25 protein-coding genes are annotated in these 20,572 nt (G+C 61.4%); all 25 read right to left on the reverse strand.

Going from position 1 to position 20,572, the window contains the following annotated elements; genetic code table 11:
• Nucleotides 1-528 precede the first annotated feature (528 nt).
• The 25 genes from KUW00_RS22585 to KUW00_RS18045 all read right to left on the reverse strand — a co-directional run bounded on the left by KUW00_RS22585 (nt 529) and on the right by KUW00_RS18045 (nt 20,154).
• On the reverse strand, nt 529-3,192 hold the full coding sequence (locus KUW00_RS22585) for a host specificity factor TipJ family phage tail protein (RefSeq protein ID WP_222569752.1): 2,664 nt from the start codon (nt 3,190-3,192) through the stop codon (nt 529-531).
• A complete protein-coding gene (locus tag KUW00_RS17930; protein ID WP_222569753.1) occupies nt 3,189-3,584 on the reverse strand; it encodes a hypothetical protein in 396 nt (131 codons plus the stop codon). The genes KUW00_RS22585 and KUW00_RS17930 overlap by 4 nt, the downstream gene beginning before the upstream one ends.
• 37 nt (nt 3,585-3,621) lie before the next feature.
• Nucleotides 3,622-4,113 carry a DUF1833 family protein gene (locus KUW00_RS17935; protein WP_222569754.1) on the reverse strand — a complete coding sequence of 164 codons (492 nt, stop codon included), beginning with the start codon at nt 4,111-4,113 and terminating at the stop codon, nt 3,622-3,624.
• Nucleotides 4,110-6,254, reverse strand: coding sequence for a right-handed parallel beta-helix repeat-containing protein (locus tag KUW00_RS17940; RefSeq protein ID WP_222569755.1), 2,145 nt, complete (start codon nt 6,252-6,254; stop codon nt 4,110-4,112). The genes KUW00_RS17935 and KUW00_RS17940 overlap by 4 nt, the downstream gene beginning before the upstream one ends.
• Nucleotides 6,255-6,324: 70 nt before the next feature.
• The gene (locus KUW00_RS17945) at nt 6,325-6,783 is read right to left on the reverse strand and encodes a hypothetical protein (RefSeq protein WP_222569756.1); all 459 of its coding nucleotides are present in this window, start codon (nt 6,781-6,783) and stop codon (nt 6,325-6,327) included.
• Nucleotides 6,783-9,149 (reverse strand): hypothetical protein, encoded by a 2,367-nt coding sequence (locus KUW00_RS17950; RefSeq protein ID WP_222569757.1) that lies wholly within the window; start codon nt 9,147-9,149, stop codon nt 6,783-6,785. Before KUW00_RS17950 ends, KUW00_RS17945 begins: the two co-directional genes overlap by 1 nt.
• A 181-nt stretch (nt 9,150-9,330) precedes the next feature.
• Nucleotides 9,331-9,588, reverse strand: a complete 258-nt coding sequence (locus KUW00_RS17955; protein WP_222569758.1) for a hypothetical protein — start codon at nt 9,586-9,588, stop codon at nt 9,331-9,333.
• On the reverse strand, nt 9,588-9,977 hold the full coding sequence (locus KUW00_RS17960; protein WP_222569759.1) for a phage tail assembly chaperone family protein, TAC: 390 nt from the start codon (nt 9,975-9,977) through the stop codon (nt 9,588-9,590). Before KUW00_RS17960 ends, KUW00_RS17955 begins: the two co-directional genes overlap by 1 nt.
• The gene (locus KUW00_RS17965; RefSeq protein WP_222569760.1) at nt 9,974-10,450 is read right to left on the reverse strand and encodes a phage tail tube protein; all 477 of its coding nucleotides are present in this window, start codon (nt 10,448-10,450) and stop codon (nt 9,974-9,976) included. The genes KUW00_RS17960 and KUW00_RS17965 overlap by 4 nt, the downstream gene beginning before the upstream one ends.
• Before the next feature lie 64 nt (nt 10,451-10,514).
• The gene (locus KUW00_RS17970) at nt 10,515-11,018 is read right to left on the reverse strand and encodes a KilA-N domain-containing protein (RefSeq protein WP_222569761.1); all 504 of its coding nucleotides are present in this window, start codon (nt 11,016-11,018) and stop codon (nt 10,515-10,517) included.
• Nucleotides 11,019-11,205: 187 nt separating this feature from the next.
• Entirely contained in the window at nt 11,206-11,571 is a 366-nt protein-coding gene (locus KUW00_RS17975) for a DUF3168 domain-containing protein (RefSeq protein WP_222569762.1), read from the reverse strand.
• 8 nt (nt 11,572-11,579) lie between these two features.
• Nucleotides 11,580-12,383, reverse strand: coding sequence for a hypothetical protein (locus KUW00_RS17980; protein ID WP_222569763.1), 804 nt, complete (start codon nt 12,381-12,383; stop codon nt 11,580-11,582).
• Between the two features lie 2 nt (nt 12,384-12,385).
• Nucleotides 12,386-12,628: a hypothetical protein gene (locus KUW00_RS17985; protein WP_222569764.1), complete on the reverse strand. Its 243-nt coding sequence runs from the start codon at nt 12,626-12,628 to the stop codon at nt 12,386-12,388.
• Between the two features lie 16 nt (nt 12,629-12,644).
• Nucleotides 12,645-13,112, reverse strand: coding sequence for an HK97-gp10 family putative phage morphogenesis protein (locus KUW00_RS17990; RefSeq protein ID WP_222569765.1), 468 nt, complete (start codon nt 13,110-13,112; stop codon nt 12,645-12,647).
• Nucleotides 13,105-13,437: a phage head closure protein gene (locus KUW00_RS17995; protein WP_222569766.1), complete on the reverse strand. Its 333-nt coding sequence runs from the start codon at nt 13,435-13,437 to the stop codon at nt 13,105-13,107. The genes KUW00_RS17990 and KUW00_RS17995 overlap by 8 nt, the downstream gene beginning before the upstream one ends.
• Entirely contained in the window at nt 13,434-13,757 is a 324-nt protein-coding gene (locus KUW00_RS18000; RefSeq protein ID WP_222569767.1) for a head-tail connector protein, read from the reverse strand. The genes KUW00_RS17995 and KUW00_RS18000 overlap by 4 nt, the downstream gene beginning before the upstream one ends.
• Before the next feature lie 14 nt (nt 13,758-13,771).
• On the reverse strand, nt 13,772-13,948 hold the full coding sequence (locus KUW00_RS18005; RefSeq protein WP_222569768.1) for a hypothetical protein: 177 nt from the start codon (nt 13,946-13,948) through the stop codon (nt 13,772-13,774).
• A gap of 49 nt (nt 13,949-13,997) precedes the next feature.
• Entirely contained in the window at nt 13,998-15,218 is a 1,221-nt protein-coding gene (locus KUW00_RS18010) for a phage major capsid protein (protein WP_222569769.1), read from the reverse strand.
• On the reverse strand, nt 15,211-16,098 hold the full coding sequence (locus KUW00_RS18015; RefSeq protein WP_222569770.1) for a head maturation protease, ClpP-related: 888 nt from the start codon (nt 16,096-16,098) through the stop codon (nt 15,211-15,213). Before KUW00_RS18015 ends, KUW00_RS18010 begins: the two co-directional genes overlap by 8 nt.
• Before the next feature lie 15 nt (nt 16,099-16,113).
• The gene (locus tag KUW00_RS18020) at nt 16,114-17,394 is read right to left on the reverse strand and encodes a phage portal protein (protein ID WP_222569771.1); all 1,281 of its coding nucleotides are present in this window, start codon (nt 17,392-17,394) and stop codon (nt 16,114-16,116) included.
• Nucleotides 17,394-18,911 (reverse strand): terminase large subunit, encoded by a 1,518-nt coding sequence (locus tag KUW00_RS18025; protein WP_222569772.1) that lies wholly within the window; start codon nt 18,909-18,911, stop codon nt 17,394-17,396. Before KUW00_RS18025 ends, KUW00_RS18020 begins: the two co-directional genes overlap by 1 nt.
• 7 nt (nt 18,912-18,918) lie before the next feature.
• Nucleotides 18,919-19,395 (reverse strand): hypothetical protein, encoded by a 477-nt coding sequence (locus tag KUW00_RS18030; RefSeq protein WP_222569773.1) that lies wholly within the window; start codon nt 19,393-19,395, stop codon nt 18,919-18,921.
• Nucleotides 19,396-19,499: 104 nt separating this feature from the next.
• Nucleotides 19,500-19,682 (reverse strand): hypothetical protein, encoded by a 183-nt coding sequence (locus KUW00_RS18035; RefSeq protein WP_222569774.1) that lies wholly within the window; start codon nt 19,680-19,682, stop codon nt 19,500-19,502.
• 8 nt (nt 19,683-19,690) lie between these two features.
• Nucleotides 19,691-19,999 (reverse strand): HNH endonuclease, encoded by a 309-nt coding sequence (locus KUW00_RS18040; protein ID WP_222569775.1) that lies wholly within the window; start codon nt 19,997-19,999, stop codon nt 19,691-19,693.
• Between the two features lie 2 nt (nt 20,000-20,001).
• Nucleotides 20,002-20,154 (reverse strand): hypothetical protein, encoded by a 153-nt coding sequence (locus KUW00_RS18045; protein WP_222569776.1) that lies wholly within the window; start codon nt 20,152-20,154, stop codon nt 20,002-20,004.
• Between the last annotated feature and the right edge of the window lie 418 nt (nt 20,155-20,572).

The following is a 20,572-nucleotide window of genomic DNA, read 5'->3' on the forward strand; positions in this document are numbered from 1 at the left end:
TCGGTGGCGATGGCGTTCGGGCTTTTCCTGCAAAGCGCCATGAGATGATGGAGTGCTTACGAGCGCTGACCAGGCCTACCTGCAGCAATGCCATCACGCTCAAGAGGTGATAGGTAGGTGCTGGATCATTGCAGGGAAGACCCTGACGAGCCGTCATGTCAGGTGTCGCCCGGCATGATGAGACCATGCCAGGATTCTACCCTGAGCGAATGGCCTAGGCGTCTTGGGAAACTAACAGCTGTAGGAAAAAGCTGAGGAAGATCAATATGGTGCGGATGGGGAGACTCGAACTCCCACGCGCTAAGGCACTAGAACCTAAATCCCGATTGGCCTGTGAGGACTTGGCTAATATGGCCTAATATCAATGCTTTGTACGCCGGGCGCACCGACTGCAATGTGACCGTTTGCATCGATTGGTACACACATAGGCGGGCCTACGTGGTGCCGGCGTCACAATCTGGTCACAGCACAACGCGCCATGGGCTACCCTATGGCAGGTCGTGCTGAGCGCCGTCCCTGGCGCCCATCTCACGCTGGCACGCTGTCGTCATCCAGATAGACCCTCGGGTCGTACCCCACAGCCTTGACATCGACCGACTCGAAGCCGTTGGGATTGATCTCGGTTATCAGCACGTCATGGCTCCATGAGGACTCGGGGCCGAAATAGACATGCGGCGGCTCCATGCTGGGGTAGATCACCGGCACGTCTTCCTCAGCCGTGACGCCCTGCATGATCACCTCGTCCTCGGCACTGCCCTGGGCAGCCGGGAACGGGCCGGCCATAGTGCCGTCAGCACGACGCCAAGCCACGACATGCGCGCCGCCGGCAGACCAGTCCAGAGGCTCGGTCACGAACAGCCGGTAGTCGCCACCGCCCATGTCCTCGAACCCCTCCAGCAGCATTGACTGCCCCTGGCCAGGCACATCGGTGATCAGCGCATTGCGGCGCATGTACCTCGAGTTGAGCGCGTCCAATTCGGTGGAGAACGAAAACTCCTTGCGCCGGTACTTGAGCTCCCGCCGGCGGCGCATGCCGATCTGGTACGCCTGGGTGCGGCTGGTCACGCCATCAAGGCGCAGCTTCTCGGTCTTGAACCCCTGGTCGCCCGGCAGGCGGCACTGCACCTCGTCTTCTTCCCACGTCGTCTCGTTGATGAACTCCACGTCGACGCCATCATGATCGTCAGGGCGAGGCATGGTGATGCCGAACGAGATGTCGCTCACTACGTTCTGCGCGCTGTAGGAGTGCTCCACGACCGCCTGGGGCTCGTCCCGCGCCGGGCTCAGCTTGCCGGCGGCAATGGTCAGCTCGGCCATGCCGGCGATCAGGCACCGGTTCAGCGATTCCTTGGCGGTGGAGTCGTCAGCCTCGATGAAATTGAACTGGTCGCCGCGGGCTTTCCAGATGGCATCAAGACGGTCCAGCTCATCCAGGTCGATCTCGGCGTCGGTGTAGCCCACGCTCCGGGCGACATGGGCGAACCAGGGGGCAATGTCGCGCGTCGGCTGCGGCGCTGTCCATGTGCCATTCTCACGCACTGGGAGCTTGCGTGTGGCCACCACTGACACCTGGTTCTCGGTCTGGCTGGCAATTGCGTCGGAGCCGGTCACCGTGAGGGCGATCACCGTCACGCCCTCATACCGGCTCGGTGCATTGTCGAACCTGGCGCGCAGCCCGTACCACTCCAGACGGTCGACGATCTGGATGTCGTTCGACTCGGCCTTGACGCGACGCACCTGCACCTCAGGGCGCATGGCGTAGGGCAGGGTGAGCCGGAACGTCCACCCGATCTGATCCCGGGTGCGGCCTGTGACTGACTGGCCGAGCGTAGTCCAGGTGGTGCCGCCGACAGGCCGATAGCGGATCTCGATGTCGCGGTACAGCCGGTAGATGTTCCCGCTCGACTCGCCGATCTCGCATAGCCCTTGGGGAGCGAAGATGTCCCACTCCAGGGTGTTGGTCACTTCCCCCTCGGGGCAGGCGGTAAACGGCAGAGTCCAGTAGCCGACCAGCTCATCGGACGAGATAGTGACTGAGGCATTGCTGGTGGTGATCGTCGGGAACCCCGGCCAGCCGGTGGTGCCGCGAGCGGTCATCTTGAGCCCGTCGGTCACCGTCTCCACGACCTCATAGTCGTAGCCATTGCGGGTGATGGTGATGGTCTGGCTTCCCGTTGGCAGGCCGGTAGCCGGCTGCCACCCTTGGTTAATCACGAAAACCTCGAGAGTCAGCTGGCCAGGGGTGCCAGGCGTGTAGTCGAGGACGCGATAGGAAGCATCATCCAGCCCGTCAACCTCGAGCGCATTGCCTGGGCTCAGCATCAGATAATCGAAATCACCCTCGATGATGTCGGCACCAGACCCAGGATCGGTGATCGTGACCGACTGGGGGATAGCGATATCGATGACGGCGCCGGCCAGCCAGCCATTGGGCAGCTCGCCTGATGATGTGATCTCGTCTCCACTGAACGACAGCTCGCCGGGCCACGACTTGTCGGCATCTCGATTCGACGGCAGCCGGATGCCATTGGCGCCAACGCTGGGCCCGACCTCGGGCGTGTTGTACCAGTTCTGATGCGCAGAGTGGCCGGTCACTGTCTCGCCCGGGCCGAAAATCTGGTAGGCGACAGCCGAGGAGAGAGCCCCGATCCTGGTGTTGCCGATGCGAATCTCGTCTGGCTCGATCTCGTACTCGCCCTTGCCGACGCACAACAGCAGATCCAGGGCCTGCACCTTGGGCTCCACGAAGCGCCGGCGCGGAGCGGCGAGGTAGTCGGGGAACCGCCGGTGCCGGCCAGCCAACTCGGGGATCACGTCGCCCGTCTTGACCTTGTTGCCCGTGGCGGACGCCTCTAGCAGCGAACTGCCCTTGCCGCCAGATTTGTTCGACTGGCTGGGGATCGACGGCCTGAGCAGGAACGTGGCCGCGACCGCCACAACAGCCGCAATGGTGGCAGCGATCAAAGTGGCAGGCTCGCCCGGCTGCGGGCGAATCTCGACGTCTTGCCAGTGATGCAGTGTGGTTGCTGCCCACTCGCCCTTGTCGACCAGCTGACCATCGACCTTGACGGTGACCCGCTCGCGGGCCACTTCGGGCACCCGGGCGTCGACCCATTCGCGCACCGACTGACCGCGCGGCTCGTCAATGATCAATGGCTCGCCGGGCAGGACACTGGGATAGAAGCGGATCACGAATAGTACCTCACGGTCATGTACTTGCTCTCGAAGTCAGCGATGCTCAGCCAGCGGCAACCGATCTTGCGGCCGGTCTCCAGCACGCCCAGGCGCCCGTTAACTTCGACGCACACGCCAACGTGCACGCAAAGCCTGAATTTCCAGACGGTGGCGATCGCGCCAGGCACCGGCGGGCCCTCGGCAAAGGCATCGACCTCGGCCTGGTAAGCGTCCGTCAGGCCGCGCTTGTCGTCGGGCGAGATGACGCCGTAGCTCGGCAGCAGGGGGAGGCCGAACAGCTCGTTACGCACGGCGCGGACGAGGCCCCAGCAGTCATATGCCAGGCGTCCAGACACGGCTTCGCCACGCCCACCATCGCGGTAGGCGCTCATCAGGTAGGGCTGAATCATGGGGCACCAACTAAAAGCCCCGCTCAGTGGCGGGGCGTCAGAGGTATTTCAAACCGGGAGCGAAATCGGTCGTGTACCGGTCTCGCGGCCAGGCCATGTTGATGATGTCGAGGTAGGAGCAGACCACCTGCATGGTCGCCCCCTTGAACTCCGGGGCCACCAGCACCATACGTAGCGGTGGCTCAGCTGGCTCCGTCAGATCGCTCGACAAGTACATACGGTAGATCACCGTCACTGGCTCCAGGTCGTCGCTGTCGATCACGGCCAGGATGGCGTTCTGAGCCTGGCCGGTGACGTTCTCGATGGCGAACTGCAGGTTCTGCTGGCCCGTGGCGTCACGGGCCGGCAGGGACACGTCCAGAGCCGAGGCCTTGAACGTGGCCACCTCGCCGGTCTCGAGCGTTACGATCTGATCGACAAAGCCTGAGCAGGTGCGGATGGCCGGGAACGAGGGGTGCGCGATCTCCAGGGTGGAGATGTTCGTCACGCCGGCGGGGGCTGATGCAGTGAAACAGCTGACGTTAGTCATAACGGGTACGTAAATAGGTCGTTAATGTCCACTACCTCATTATTGGGCTCTGCTGGCCCTCCCTCTGTTCGCAACTTAGTCATGTTTCTATCTTGAATGACGTCATGTACAAACTTGTTTTTAATGGTTGTCGTGCTTCTAACGTAGTAAATAGAATTTGCAGGAGATTTTCCGCTATCCCATGTGAACCTGTTCATATTGGTAATGTTTGCGGATGCGCCAGATATCGCACAAATTACAGCACCGTAAGCTCTTCCCGTAACTTCGGTGGCATGGCTTCCACAGTTGTGGAAGCTGTTGTCAACAATCATGCCGTTGGATGTGTCAGGATTTGACAGCAAAACCCCAACGTAAGGGCAATCTTTGAATGACGACGCTGACACGTTATACCCCCGGCACTGATCCAACTGTAAGGCAGTTTCCGCGTTTCTGAGGTGGCAGTCTGTTATCCTTAGCTCGTCGCAGTTGTACGCCTTTATTAGGTACTCACCTCCACCGCCTCGATTACCCGATAGCGTGACACGATCGCAGCCATTATTGAGATTAAAACAACCGGAAGGATTGTTTCTGGCCTGATTTGCAGAAAGAATGGAGTCTTTAACGCCAACGCTGCAATTATAACCCCATTCTCCGTTGTTAAAACTGTGATTCCCTGATGCGGTCAGCCAAGATGTTTCATTGAAGAAAAAGCCATCCTTGCCATTTTCGTAGGCGAAGCAGTTTACAATCTTTCCCTCGACCAGCCCGCCATCTCCGACCCCACCAGATCCCGCCGCCACTGCAACAAGAAGGCCGCCTCCGGCGTTTCCGTAACAACGAACCCCGTCAACCAGAAGTTTTCTAACGTATTGAGTCGCATCCTGCTTAACGTTGGGCTCAATGTCAATTCCAGCGGCGGGTGCTGTCCCATTTGTGTTCCGGTAATGCCCGCGAATAATGTTTACACCGATGCCCGAGGTAAGGGAAAGCCCTTGGCGGCGGTTGCCATCTCCAATGCAATCCTCGATAGTTACATTAGTGATTGTTGTTGCGTCAGCATTCCCGATGTACCAACCGTCACCCCAAAAGTCAGAGCTTTCGACACCAATAAACTTTACATTACTAGCTCCGCCGCCAATATATATACCATGCCCGAACTCCCCGTCGGTTCCGGTGTGGTCGTACCTCTCGCCTACCGCCACGCCTCCCTGCCAGCGGACGTTTGAACAATTCTCTACGGCGATGGTCTTAGTGAGACCGCTGGAAGAATTGGGTAGCGTGGAAAACTTCGCTTCTTTATGGGCTTCCACGTCAGTATCTGACGGAACGGTTAATGGCGCACTAACAGCATCAATTGGGTATTCGCCCTTTGGGAAATAAGCGCGTTTTGTTAACTGCAGGAATTCGGAAAGCTCCAACCCCTCGTGGGCGTTTCTGCCTAAGCCGAGCCCCATCATCTGGGGGGTGTGGCGATCCACTGCAGTTCGAACAAGAAACATGCCAGGAGTTGCAGTGGCATATACGTTCAGGCCGTCCTCTTGGTCGGCCTCTGCCGTGGCCACAAACTCACCGCCGCCAGCTGGGTGGTATGGCGCATGCATGGCCCAGTCGGAATAATAAGATGATACGTGAACCCGCTGGCCCTCGATGGGGAACTCTCCGAGCTTGGCCGAGGCAATGCTTTTGAACACCGGGCCAATTGCATCAAGAGTTTCTTTTAGGCTCTTCCCTTCATATGAAACAAGTTCGGCCCCACTGGGCGCTGCCAGCTCCTGCCGCAGCGCCGCATCCCCCACTGCCAACATGTTGGCCTCATCGGCCGCCCAGTTGGTGGTGGTGTAGGGCATCGCCTGATCAGGCTTGAGGCGGTAGAGCTCGCCGCCCTTGGTGAAAATCTGGTTGAGCGCAGTGATGGTCAGTGGCCCGTCGGCGTCATAGTCCTCATACGCGCCGCCGGCGCCGGTACCGGTGTACCCGCTGTTGACCAGGAACTGCTGGAAATCCTGCTCGATTCCATGCCACGTTTTGCGCGGCACGCCCAGGCGGTCCTGGAACTCTGTCTTGGTCGGATGGTTGACCAAGTTGTCGAGATTCTCGGCGTTGTCATAGAGGTCGCGGGGGTCAACGGAGCCAACAGGGTTGCCAGTATTGAACGTGGTCATGGAGCGATCCTTAATTCGGGCACGAAAAAGCCGCCTCTATGGGCGGCTGTGGTCAGTCACAGGGAGTAGGTCAGGGCGTCGGCCATTCGCGGTTCATCGCCTGGTCGAAGATGCTGCTGCCGAGGATGAAATCGGGCGCGATCTCGATCCAGTCGGCTGGCATGAGCGGCCGCTCGAACAGCTCGACCTGGGCGGTGATACGCCATGAGTCGAGGCCCACGAGCTGCGGGCCGTCGTACATCTGCATGAATCGGGCCTCGTACTTCTTGAGGCCCATCGGCGTCAGCGTCGGCCAGTCGAACCACTCGGTTCCGCTCTTGAGCGTGTGTGCGTGCCAGCCCTCGAACAGCTGCGCCTCAGGCGTCGTGAGCAGCCACGAGACGCTGACCCTGGACGGCACGGACGTGAACCGCTGCCGCATGCGGGATCGCCCGCTGGCCATGTCGGTGCGCTGCACCGAATCGACGTGATTGAGGCCGTATCCCTCGCGCAGCGGCAGGGGGAGGCCCTTGGGGTATTCGATAGCCATCAGCGCCCCTTGGTGCTCAGTGCGTATTTGCCGGACATTGCCTTGTGGATCTGGCCGTCGCCGGTGATGTTGGCCACGACAACGTCGATAATGGCCTTGCCGTCAGTGTCTTGCCGCTCGTTCACCTGGCCGGCGCGGCTGGCGTCCTCGATGACGTTGACGGTGGTGCCGCCCCCATCAGATCGGTTGCGCTGAACGTCATCCAGCGTGCGGTCGAGCTTAGCGCTGGTATCGGCGGTGGTGACCCGTTCACCCTTCTGGAGCAGCCAGGTGCCGTCCTGTGGGACCGAGTCGATGCCGTCGTGGGCCATGCCGTCTGGCCCGGCGATAGAGGCAATGTTGGAGACGATGCCGGCAGTCGCTGATGCCACGGACGCCATCGCCGCCAGGTTGTAGGGGAAGGGGTTGGCGGCGGCCATGGCAATGCCTTGCTGAATGGCTACCAAGGACTGCGCGATCGCGGCGGCCTTTTGCACAGCGAACATGGCCTTGTAGATGCCAGACTGCTCGCCCGCGAATGTGCGCGTGACGTCTGCCAAGTCGCCGAAGACGCTTTCTGCCGCCACGAGCTGCGCCTGCTGCCGGGCACGCTCGATCTGTAGCAGCTGGTCTTGGTGTTGCTGCTGGATCTCCTGCTCGCGCTCGTCCCACTCCGAGTTCAGGTCGGCTCGGGCCTCGCGGAATTCTGCTAGCATCTCGAGTTGCGTTTCGTACCAGGACTCGAGCGCCTCCTGAGCCTCGTCGATCTTGGCGATCTCACCGAACGCGCCGCCCACGCTTCCGTCTAGGCCGGCATAGCTGGGGGCATCCTCCATCCCTGATGCCACTTGATCGGCGCTGGCTTCTCGCAGCCGGCGCTGAGCGTCGGCCAGGTCGTCCACTTCACCGGCGACGTCGGCGAGCTTGAGCAGCTCCATTTCCTCGCGGAATTCGCGCTGTGACGCCTGTAGCGGGTAGAGGTCATCAAGCAGCCCCCTATACGCGGATCGCTGCCGCTCAATCTCTCTAGTAGCCTCCCTGTCAGCCTCGGCTGCCTCTTTCGCCGCGGCGGCCTGGGCCTTCTGCGCCGCCTCGCGATCCTTAGCGCTGGGAAGCGTGGCGCCACCTGCGGGGTCGGTCACGCCGGACAAGGTTTCCTCGAGCTGCCTGGCTTGCTCATCAACCTTATCGAGGTAGTCGCTAATAACTGTGCTTGGCGCGCCGGCGTTCAGGAGCTCGGAGAGCTCTAGGTTGTACTTGCTGAGCTGCTCTCGAGCGTCGTACGTCTGATCGATTATTCGCCCCATGAAAGATGAGCGACCAAAATCGTAGTCGATCAACTCAAGATCGCCGAAGCCTGGCAGCGACTGCAGGCCTGTAATGGCCCTGTTTATGCCTTCAATGATGGAGTCGATCAGCGCATCAACATGGCCCCATGCGTTCTGGGCGAAGTTGGCAAAGGCGACATCAAGCTCGCCGACCCACACCATGATCTCCGCTCCGGCTATCCGGAGGTCGTGAATCTTGTCGAGGACAGGCCCAATGGACTCCACCGCCTGCCTGAACGCGACAGCGAATGAATCGCGGAGATCGTCTGTGTCCGTTGCCGCGTCTACCAGCTCGTCACCGAGAGCTGTCATGTAGGGGGTCAGCTCAGTGACAAGGATCTGTCCCATTGAGGACAGGAGCTTTAGAGACTTATCGAACTCGGCTGAAAACTGATTGAGCTTGGCGATGTCGAGCTCGCTCAGAACGATGCCTAGCCTGTCAGCCTCATCCCCCATATCAGCGAAGCCTTTGCCGCCATCGCGAAGAAGCGGAATCAGCGCTGTGGTGTCGCTGGCCATGGCCTCGAGGTAGAAGGTCATGTCCTGTTGCGACAGATTCGCCTTCTCGAGGCTGTCGTAGTAGAGCTGCAGCGCCTGGGGCCCGGACAGATTCCTGAACTGCTCAGCGGTCACGCCAACCTGCGGCGCGATGTTCTCGAAGAAGTCCGCCATCTCCCCGCCGCCGGTGGCCATGAAGTCGCCGACACGGTCGTTGACGTCCTGCAGTATCCCGGCCAGTTTGTCTTGCTCCACCCCAACAGTGGTGCTGGCATAGGCCATGCGCTGGAAAGCTTCAACGCCAGCATTAGCAACTGCTGCCTGATTCTTGGTTTCACGCGCAGAGTCGGCCGCGCTTTTGGCATAGACCAGAAAGCCTGCAGCTGCGGCTGATACAGCAGTCCCTGCAGTAGCCATAGCCTGCGAGGCCGATTTGACGCTCGAGGCAATGCTGGTCATGCTCTTCTTGGCTTGGCGCGACGCCTTATCCATGGGGCCAGTGAAGCCACCAACCTTGGCAACCAAGTCGAGTGTCAGCTGTCCGAGGCTTCTTACAGCCATTACTCACCTCATCAGTCGGTGGTCAATAGGTTATGAAGGCGAAAACACTTGCTAGCGCAATGCAGCTGCTCGGAATCGCAGGGCTCATCTATGGGTGGCAGGCCGGGAACCCGCCAGTTGCGATTTTGTCGCTGGCTGTCGCCGTGATCGGTGGGGTGGTCTGGAAAGCTCGCGCCCGCGGCTAAGTCCAGGCTTCCATGGCCTGCTCGACAGTGATCGGCGGCTCGTCCATGTGCGGCATGAAGTCGAAAATCTTGTGGCCGCCTTTCTTGCTGTGGATGTTGGCCAGCGTAGAGGCCACCAGGGCGGCGCCGTGCTCAATCCGCATCCCTACGTGCAGCGATCCTCGTTTGTGGCGGAAAGCCACCCAGCGACGAAACTCGCGGTAGCTCAAGCGGTCTTGGGCCTCGGCGACCGTGCGGCCGCCGATGCCGTTCATCACGAGCTCGTGCCAGAATTCTTCTTCGTCACCGAGCGGCTCTTGCTCTTTCCCAAGCCATTGGCCCTCCCGATGACCTCGAGCAGCGCCATGGTCAGATTGTGATTGAGTGGCCCGCGCTCTGGATCAGCCTCGCCGGTGATGTCGCCCACGCTGAACACCGGCTCGCCGGCTTCATCGCAGATACTGGCAGCGATGCGGGCGGCCAGGGCGTCAGTGTTTTCGCGGCTGGCCACGATCTCGGAGACGGCCGTCTTATAGGACAGTGGCTTGACGAACACCGTAGCGCTGACGTCTTCGCCGTCTTGGCGCCAGGTTACGGTTTCCTCGGCCAGGTCAACGGGGGCGAACGCCCCCATCTCCTGCAGGCTTTCAAGACTGAGCTTCATACCTTCGGAATCCATGTGGAGCCACCGCTACGCTGGATGCTGACCTCGCTCGTGACAAGGCTGTTCTGAGAGAAGTCGAACGGGAAATCGGACACGTAGCCCTCGAAGGTGAACCAGGTGCGGGTTTCAGGAAGGTCGAAGTCATCGTCTACGCCCAGGGTGGGGGCGTCGGCTCCGTCAGAGAAGCCGATGGCCCACTTGACGGTGGGCGAGGGGTTCATCTGCGACAGCTCATGCAGCGTGACGTGGCTTGCGTTCGTGGGGTCAGAGTTAAGCCCCAGCGAGGCCTGGCCGGGGGTGCGAAGACCAGGCTTGTAGCTGCGCTCGAAGTCTTCGAGGCAGGTATCCTCAATTTGGTCTGCTGGGTTGCCGCCAGGGCTGAAGCTGGTGGCGCATTCCACCTGGACCACTTGAGGCGTGCCGTCGTTGGGGTCGATGAAGTAGACGTGAGTCCCCTGGGAGAGCATAGACATGGTTCAGATACCTCTGAGTTGCGGGCATGAAAAAGCCCGCACATGGCGGGCGAGGGTGATAAGGTCAGGCTGCGCTGTCTTCGAGCGCGAGGCTCATTTGCAGCTCGTTGCGCCAGTAGTCGACGCGGTGCTCGAGCGAATGCTTCTCGTGGCGCCAGTTGGCGAGCCCGCGGCCTTGAAGGCTGGCTAGCTCGCGCCGGTCTTCAAGCTGGCGGCATGCTTTGTCGAATTCTTGCTGGGCGTTCAGCTCGCCCCGCATCAGGGCGTCGATGTGAAGGTCACACCAGACAGCAAAGCGAACGTCCAGCCACTGAGCGAACCGGACCCCGAGTTTTGGGTGCAGCCAAGTGCCGCCTTCATAGCGACCGCGCCGAGTTTTTAAAAGTGATCCGGGGTCACAATTAAGTGCTGATGCGAATTCCCGGAGGTACGCCTGGGTCTCGTCCTGCTTGAGCCAGTCCACGGGGCGCTTGCCAAATCGCTTGGCGATGTCGGTGGCATTGATCCAGCCGTCAGTGTTGAAGCGGATCGATTGGCCTTGGTAGTCGAAGGGAACAACGTTGTGCATGGTGCGTTTTCCTTTTAGCAAAGAGCCCAGTCGCACAGAAACGCCAGCCCCAAGAGAAGCTCGCCAGCTTTTACCGACGCTTCACCTGGGCTCTTTCTGAAAGGCTCTTGGGTTGTTGCGCCGTGCGTGGCGCAGGTACAAAAAAGCCCCGGCGGATGCCAGGGCTTGGGTGTTGCGTTGCTGGGGGTTATCTCGGCACGAGCCAGTCGACGTCGAACGATATCCGGCGCCGCCCGGTGTCCGGGTCAGTCTCTTGACCGCCCCAGCGAACGACGTAGGCCTTGTCCTCGATGGCGTCGCGGATAGCTTCGGCAACGTCGGTGGCCGCGCTGCCCGTGTCGGCGTAGACGTCCACCTGGATGGTGAATCCATCGATGTCTGGCCGGCTCCCCAGATAGTTCTCTGGCGCGCCGGTCACCACTTGCCACACGGCATACGGGGTGGGCACGCCTTGAGGTGCTTCACCCCAGGGGTAGAGACGGGTAGGGCTCGTGCCAAGAAGCGCGGTGACCTCTGGGTCAGACGCGCAGACAGTGAAAATGGGTGGTTGCATGGGCACCTCTAAATCCGGCTCGACAGCAGGGCTTCGATTTCAGCGATCCCGTCAGTGCCGCCGGTGACGATGGCGAAGGCCCGAGCATCCATGGTCGTGTACTCGCCAGCCTGCCAGCCGAGGTAGGCCTCGAGGGACGGCGTGTCCGAGCTTGCGCCGGCGGTGGAGAATGATCCGCTCGCTTGCTCGGCACCGTTCTTGCGCAGCCAGGCCGATGCGTTCGCGTAGTCAAGCAATGCTGATGCGGTGAACGGCTCGTCGGCTGCAATGACTTCTGCCTGCACACCCGTGTCGAAGGGGCCCTCATCCAGCCTGCGGCCCGCTGCTTGCAAGTAGGTCGTGGCTCTGGTGTTCAGTCTGGCCCGGGTGCCAGTGCTTGATGTGCCGGTCGAGAACCAGATCATCGATTTATCGGCGCCGGCCAGCTCTCGGTACGCCCCGGCGAAGGCCAGGTACAGGCTCGGTGAGTTCTGCGCAAGGCTCAACGGCAGGTCGTAGTAGTCGTCGACACCATCGAACTCGAGGCGCCAATTTCCGGCCGATCCTCGAAGCGTGCCTGGCACAGGCGTGGTGGCGTGGTTGCCGCCACCCGATAGATCATCGATACGGCCAACCGGGTCGCCATCAGCCGCTGCGGGGATCGTGCCGGCCTCGTCCTGCCAGAGAATCGTGATCCCCTGGTAGTCAGGCTGGATGACGTAGAGGGCGCCAAGCTGGCCCGATCCAAACGCTGCCGAGACTGCGTCACCAATGAGATCCGGTGCCTGGGCCGGGGCACCTGTCGGCGCCATGCGGAATCCAAGGCCGATCATGGTCACCACCACGCCGCGAGTGTTGCGGTGGTTCCGGTCTCCAGCACATAGGCTGCGCGGATAGGGTAGACCTGGCCGGCCGCTACGGGGTACGTGATTGCCGTATCACCAATCGCAGCCTTGATCGCCACCTGGCCATCGGTCAGCGCGAACAGCGCCCGAGGGAGTGGATGAAGGGCTTCGGTGTCGCTCGGCGTGATTTGGTAATGGCCGACGGCTGGCCCTGATGCGCCTGGGGTGATCATGATTATTGACTCCGTATTAGCGGCTGGCCCGCTTGATTGCCCTGACCAGGGCCTTGTCGAACTGGCGTAGGAACTCATCCGTTGCCGGCTCGATTGATTCCTGCAGCGCTGGTCGCATGAAGGGATCGGCGCGCATCTTCTCGGTGCCGAACTCCTTAAATCTCCAATAGTAGGTGTCACCGCCGGGGTTGCTGGCATTCGACTTCTTCGACGTGGACCCGCCGCGGACACCGACACTCATTTTCAGATCGCCGTGCTGTCGGAAGTGCTGGCTATCGAACCGGACCACCACGTTGTCGGCGATTCTGTTAGCGGTCTGTGGATCGTCAATCCGAAGCGCTCCATCCTTGGCGCGATCACGAACCAGGTTCGCCGCCTTGCGCAGGGCAAACCGCGTCGCCTTTTTCTTCGGCAGGGTCTCCACCTGCTTCATCTTCGCCAACGCCTCATCGACGCCAGAGAGGTTGAACGACAGATCAGCCATCGTTGACGCCCTCAGAAACCGGGATGGTCAAGTAGTGCCTGCCGCTTTCCGGATCGGGTAGAACGCCCTGGATGTTGTACACCTTGCCGCGGTGAACAATGCGCATGTCCGGGGCGATGTCGTCGCGGTGGCGAATGATGATCTTGGCCGACAGTTCTGCCTGGTCGGCGCCGGCAGCAATGAACTCTCTGGCGCTTAACGGTTCGACGGAGGCCCAGACTGTCTTGACCTTTTGCCATCCAGGGATCATCTCGCCTGTTGCAGGGTCTTGGGTGAGCCCCGGGCGCTCGATAGTCACCCGGTGCCGCAGCTTGCCGATTCTCATACGCCATAGATCCTGTAGGGCTGAATCAAGGCCTCGACGGCCATTGGCACCTCGGACGTGATGGTCCCAACAACAACCGCCTCACGGTTCTCGTACCAATGGCCGATCAACAGCAACATCGCAGTTCGCACGCTGCCGTCCATCACCAGCGGACAGTCGTCCTCGTCAGGCACAGAATCACTGGACGCATATAGGGTTCGGTCGGTCTGGTTTTCAATGAACCGTGATGCAGCCTGTGAGTAGACCTCGAGGAGGTCGTCCTCCTCGGTGTAATCAGGGTCAAGTCGGCAGTGCAACTTGATGGTAGGGAGGTCCAGCATGTTAGGGCCTCCTGTCAGTCAGTGGAGCCGCTTCGTTTCGTGGCCCGCTTTTTCTCCGGCGCTTCTTCGTGCTGGCGGGCGTAGCCCTTGCGAATCAATTCGCGGCCATGGGGCTCAGTCGTCTCCATCGAGCCGCCGGCCAGCACCACGCCGCCCTTGAAAGCGATGGGGTAGTTGGTGATCAACTTCATGTGGATCTCCTGGTGGAGAAGGGGGCCGGGGCCCCCTTATGTGGTCTGCTTACGAGCCGGCCGGGGCGGGAACGGTAAAGTCGCCGTAGATGAACGCCTCGGGACGCTTAACGGCCAGCGCCAGGCGCTCCTCGCAACGAATCGAGATCATGTTCTTCTCGAAGTCGTCGGCGTTCTCGGTGGACACCACCACGTTGGCATCTTCGCGATCGAAGATTTGCGCGCCGGCGTTGAAGGCACCAGTCAGGAACTTGCCCTGGAATGCAGCTGCTTCGGTGGCGACAACCGGCAGGCCCCAGAGCGTCGGGCCGGTCAGGCCGGCGGGGTTGGCCAGGATGTAACGGCCCATGCTGTCCTTGGTCAGCTCGATCTTGGCCCAGTCGATGAAGTGCAGGACGTGGCCGCTGGCAGGGAATCGTGCGAGTTGGGCCTGGAGCATCGCCAGACGCAGGTCGTCGATGCCGTTCTGCTGGTCAACTGCGAAGGCGGCGGAGTAGGCGGATGCCTGCGGCACGATGCCTTCCAGGTTCTGGCCGGTGCCGTCGCCGAACAGGATCTGCTGCTCCTCGACGTACTTGAGGCCATAGCGCAGTTCGGCGTCCACCATGGACTGCAGTTGCGGCATGTCATCAAGGATCTGCTTGGACGCCTTGAACAGGTGAGCCAGGGTGCGCACCGGGGTGATCTTCTCAGCGAACTCGATATCGCTGTACGGCTTGGTGGTGTTTTCCGCCACCGGCGCCGCGTTGTTGGTGAAGCCGGTCTGCTGTACCCAGTAGATGGTGTTCGACGCGGTACGGCCGGAGGCGATCAGGTCTCGAATGAACAGGCGCTGCTTGGGGGCGACATCGATGCCTGGCTGGCGATCAGGGGCAATGATGTCGCCACCAACGTCGGGCGAGGTCAGGACGTTGACTGGAACGCTGACGCGGCGGCCAGACTGCACGTCGGCAGCAAATGCCTTGAGGGCGTCAGACTCGGCCACCATGCTGCCGGCGCTCTTGGCGGCACCCATGGCCCGATCCAGCGGCATGCGGGCGTACTCCTGCTCAAGCTCGCCCAGGCTGGCCTTGAGGGTGTTGACCGACTCCTGGAGACCATTCTGGGTGGTCATGAGGCGGTCAACAGCCTCTTTGGTTTCGGCAGAGAGCTGGCCGCTACGGGACGCCTCGGTCAGAGCGCGCTCGGATTTTTGATTCAGCTCGTCCTGTACCTTCTCGAGTTGCTTGGTGGCGTCGGCGAGCAGCTGGGCGTTTGTCTTGTCAGTCATGGTTTTCTCCGGTGACTGTAGTGAGTTGCGCGACCATCTTCTGGAAGTCGGCGTAGGCTTCGGCCATTCCGGCCTCGTGATCGGCAGCGCTAGGCGTACCGGAGTCGGCAGCGCTTGGCGTACCGGACTTGAGTGCTTGCATTAGCGAGCGTCGCTTGCTGCGCGGCACGCCCGCTTTTGCCATGACCACATCCATCTCTCGGGCGGCCAGGCGGGAGTCGAGTTGATTGCTGGGATCGTCGGCCTCGACCATATCGGAAGGCAGGTAGTCATCCGCCCACCCCATCTCGACGGCTTCGGCGCCGCCGATCCATGTCTCGGCGTCGAGCTGGTCCTTGATGTCGTCGATCGGCAGGCCTGTGCGAGCGGCGTAGATGTCGGCCAGGGTGTGATCGAATGGCTCCAGCCAGTCGGCCACCTCTCGCAGTTCGTTGCGGTTGCCCATCGCCATGACCCAGGCGTTGTGGACCATGAAGAATGCGGCCCGGCCGATACGGATCTCATCGGCAGCCATTGCGATGAACGAGGCGGCCGAGGCAGCCAATCCCATCACGTTGACGGTGACCTTCCCGCGGTGGTCACGCAGGAGGTTGTAGATGGCCAGGCCCTCGAAGACGTCGCCGCCGGGGGAGTTGATGTTGACTGTTACATCCTTGCCCGGACCAATATTCCGCAGAGCGCCGGCAATTCGCTTGGCGGTAACACCGTCGCCGAAGAAGTCCGCGCCGATTGGGTCGTAGATGCTGATGGTGTTCTCGGCTTCCTGCTCAGCGGCGTGCAGGCCCGGGTTCCAGGCTTCCAGCGCCTTCGGCAGCAGATCACACTGAACGCCCGCGCATGGGCGAGCCTCCGGCGCTGCCGGAAGTTGCTTGATGGTCATGGTTAGCTCCGAAGGTTAGGAGGGGGCTTCTTGGTTGAGCCAGTTGCGCAGCGCGGTGCGGGCATTCTCGCCATCGCCGCCATCCTGGCCGACCTGATCGAGCGCCATCATGTTGGATTGGACGGTGAGGGTATCGCCGCCTTCTACCTGCGGGAGGTTCTCGAGCCGGCGGACCTCGTTCCTCGACATCACCCCGTTCTGCAGGAGGGTGTTGTAGTAGTTCGCACGGCCAGTGCTGTCAGCTCGCAGCAGCCCCTCAACGCTGAACTCCACGTAGTAGCGATCGGTATTTCCCAAAAGGCACCGGTCGATCTCTTGTTCGATGTTCTCGAGAATCGGGCGCAGAGTATTGGTCAGGAACTGCAGGTTCATGCCCTCGACACTGGAGGCCCAAGACGACTGCTTGTCCATGTGGCCGACCATGAACGGCGGCACGCGGAACCAGCGGCAAATTTCCTCAACGCTGAAGTTCCGAGTCTCCAGCATCTGCGCGGCCTCGGGATTCATGGTGATGGCCTGGTACTTCATGCCGGCCTCGGTGACCATCACCTTGCCGGCATTGGTGGACCCCATGAATCGCTCAAGGTGCTTCTGCAGGCGATCACGCTGCTCTTGCTTGAGAGGGCTGTCGCCACTCAAGATGCCGGAGGCCTGCATGCCCTGGGCGAACACCTTGTTCGCCGCCTCGTCTGCGGACATGGCGCCTCCGAAGACATCGCGCCCAGCGCTCACCGGCTGCATGCCGCAGATTCCATCAAGACCGAAGCCTCGGATGTGCATCACGTCCTTCTCGGCAATCTCGCGATCCTTCCCAGTCACCGGATCAAGGTACTTGTACTGCAGGGCGCCATTGTCGCCGCGCTTCACTGTCATCCGTTGAGGGAGCAGGGGCTCCAGTGCAACCACCCGCGAGCCAACCTTCCGTTTTTCCACGAATGCGTTGCCCCAGAGGCATAGGCTGGCAACGATCATCAGCATGTACCGGGACGGCGTCATCTCGCGGTTAGGTGCCCGGGTGATCAGTGAGTGCATCGGGTGGCTGGTTGCGGCGACCCTGGAGCCGTCAGACTGCCGTTCGTACAGCTTGAGGGGCAGGGTAGAGATGGTTTCGGACAGTAGTCGGACGCAGGCCCAAGCGGCAGAGAGCTGAAGTGTGGCGTTGACAGTGACGTCCTTACCGCTCGATGAGCGACCATTCCATTCCTTCCAGAACTCACCCGAGGTCAAGTGGATCGGTACGCCAAGCCAGTCCAGCAGGGCCGACTTGACGCGACCCGGTTTATCTTTTCGCGCCATCAGACACCTACCATGATCATGTTGTCGATAAAGTCGTCGTAGTCCTCAGCCACCTCGCCAGCGCCCGCGCAGCCCAGGGCCATGGCCAAGGCCACCATGCCGTCGATGCGGCCGGTCGCCTTGTGTTTGTCGAGCTTGCGGTTTCCCGCGGCGTCTTTCGTGACCACCGCGTTGGCGGCGCACATCGTCAGCACTGGGTGGTTACCGTGCCGGATGCGCCCGTTGAGTAGATCGGCCTCGAGGATGTCCAGGGCAGGGCTCATGTCCTTGAAGCCCTGGCCGAAGGGAGATAGGGGAAACTCCATGCCGAGATGCTCGGCGTCCTTCTTGAAGACGTCGATGCGCCACCGGTCGAAGGCCACCAGCTCGACGTCGAGGTCGGCCATGATCTCGGCCATCTCGGCGGCCACGAAGGAGTAGTCAACCGTGGCGCCCGGCGTGGTCCGCAGCCATCCATCTCGCACCCAGGCGTCGTAGGGCACTCGGTCGGTCTTGGCCCGCTCGTGCAGCCCTTTCTCCGGTGTCCAGAAATAGGGCCATACGTGAGCCACGCCGTCGGCGTCCCGGCCCACGATCACGCAAGCGGTTAAGTCAGTTCGGGCTGACAGGTCCAGTCCGGAATAGGCGACAAGGCCTTCGAGGCGCTCAGGGTCACCACCGCACGCTTTCCAGGCGTCGGGCGACACGAACGGCGAGACCGTCGACACGCGCTGGTTCAGGTTCAGGTTTCGGAAAGTGTTCTCGGCTGACGGCATCCGTTTGGCGCGGGTGGCCTGCTTCTCCATGTCCGCTCTGGAGCGGAACAGATCAAGCGCCGGGTTGGCTGCCTTCCAGGCTGCCTCGTCGTCCAGCTCGGCATCCTTGGGCGCCGCATAGACGTGACTGACGATATGGGGATCGCCAGAGCGCTCGGCGTCATCCAGCCACACAGAGAGGAGGTCAGCGTCGGTGGCTGCCTGCGTGCTGATTGCCAGCAGGAGCGGTGCGTCGTGGGCGCCCTGGGCGGTCGTTATCGCGTCGATGAAATCATCCTGCGGGCCGCGCACCTGGCCGACCTCATCGAGGATTGCGAGGATCGGAGAAAGGCCGTGGGTGGTCTTGCCTTCGGCGGCCAGCGCCTTGTACTCGACGTTGCAGGGCAGGCCGATCAGCTTCTTGCCGCTCGGCACGATGTGGGCGATCTCAGTCAGCCGGGGTTCAAGCTGGACCATCTTGCAGGCCAGGTTGAACACGATGCCCGCCTGCTCGCGGCTCATAGCGCCCGACACGATCTGGCTGTTCTGCTTGGCCTCGGGGCCGACCAGGTGGGCCAGCAGGATGCCGGCAATCAGGCCCGTCTTGCCGTTCTTGCGGGCGATGCTCAGGTAACCGTCTGTGGTGCCGACTGGGTTGTCGTAAACATCGAGGATGAAGCGCTTCTGGAAGTCGGCCAGGTTAATCGGCTGGCCTATCAGCTTGCCTTCGGGAACCTTGCAGAAGGTCTCGATGAAGCTGATCACCTTCTCGCCACGGGTCATGGGCACCTCAGTGCATTGGGCGCGCAATCAGGTCGTCGGCAGCGCTCATGGTTCGTTGCGCCTCGGCGTGCAGTCCGTTGCGCTTCTGCTGGTCCCGTGATTCGCCTTGGGTCGCCCGGGCATGGATTTGCAGGGAGCGGGACAGGGACAGCGCCTGCGCGGAAAGGTCGGTCAGAATCTTGTGCACCGGGTGGATCTTCGACACGCCGGCCTGGTCGGCCATCAGTCGCGTCTCCTCCTCGGCCACCTTGGTGTAGTGCTCGATGTCGGCGTTTACCCTGGCCAGATGGGCAGCCAGCACCAGATCGCCAGGCGTCCAAGAGTCGGCTGCGCGGGTCTGCATGATGGCGTCCCAGAACGGCCGGGCCGCCGTCGGCAGGTGAACATGCTTCGGCGGCTCGATGATTCCAGCCGCCGCTGACGCAACCGCCGACTGAGCGGCAGCCGCGCTGTCGCTACGCTTGCGGCGATTACTTTTCGTCATGATGTCAAGCCTAAATATGAGAAAAACTGGGTTAGCGATGAAAGAAAACTTCGGCGGCGGTCTTCTGTGCCTGGCTGGGAACTTTCGACCCACCCCCTCCCGCCTTAATCGCTCATGTAGTGCTCCAGAAGGGCTGCACAGTCGTCGCCATAGGTAGGCTCGGACCCATCCTTCTTCTCCTTCTGGTGACGCAGCACAGTCGCTGTGGTGTCCTCAAAGGCATCAGGGTCGTTCATGTACTCATCCATCCAGCGGTTGAAGGCTGCGGCTACTTTTGACTTGTCCATCTGCTTCCTCACTTCATCCAGTGGTGACCAGGGTCGAGCGGCCATCCGTCCTCTCCGCATCCCGGTAATCGCCCCGTCTTCTCCTGGCTCTGCTTTGCACTGTCGTGGCAGTGCTTGCACAGGCTCTGGAGGTTGCTAGGGTCAAAGAACAGCGCCTCGTCACCCTTATGCGGGATGATGTGGTCGGCGATGCCGGCGGCAGTGACTCTCCCCATCTGCTGACACATACGACACAGCGGCTCATCACGCAGCTGTGCCGCGCGCAGTCGATACCACGCCTTAGTGTTGTACAGGCGGCGCCAGGGGCGTTCCTTCATGGTCACCTCGCAGGCGTGCCATCCAGGTAGGTGGTAGGGGGATCGTCGAGGTCAGCCTCGTCGGCCAGGGCTTGGATCAGCAGGGCCAGTAGTTCGTTGGTCCGCCTCTGCTCCAGCAGCATCTCGCGGAGCAAAGAGTCGCTTGGCTCGCTCATGGGCGATGGCCCTCCACTTCTTGATGCGCTCACGTCGAGCTGCACAGCCTGAACATGCCATGCTGACCTCATCGAATAGGGCCCTTGGGAGCTTTCTCCGAAGGGCGGTCACCGGGTGAATCGTCTATCGACGCCGGGCCTTGGTAGCCAGGGGATCACCTTCCTGCGGCTGTGGGTGTTCAGATCGCCTCGCACGGCGCTTCTGGATCATCATCAGTGCAGTGCCATGTGCATGGAGAGTCTGTGTCGCCGTCGTAGATGCCTCGCTGGGCGTCCTTCAGATCAAGCGCTCGACGCTCCTGCATTGTCAGCTCACCGAGATGCCGCCGCGGATTGCCACACATCCAGCACGAGCAAGTGCACCCATGGTTTGCGTACTTGCCGGCGGCGGCAGGCTCGTCGCTGCGCCAATAAGGGT

Origin of the sequence: Halomonas sp. DP5N14-9 (assembly GCF_019802175.1) — a bacterium.
Taxonomy (GTDB): Bacteria; Pseudomonadota; Gammaproteobacteria; order Pseudomonadales; family Halomonadaceae; genus Halomonas; species Halomonas litopenaei.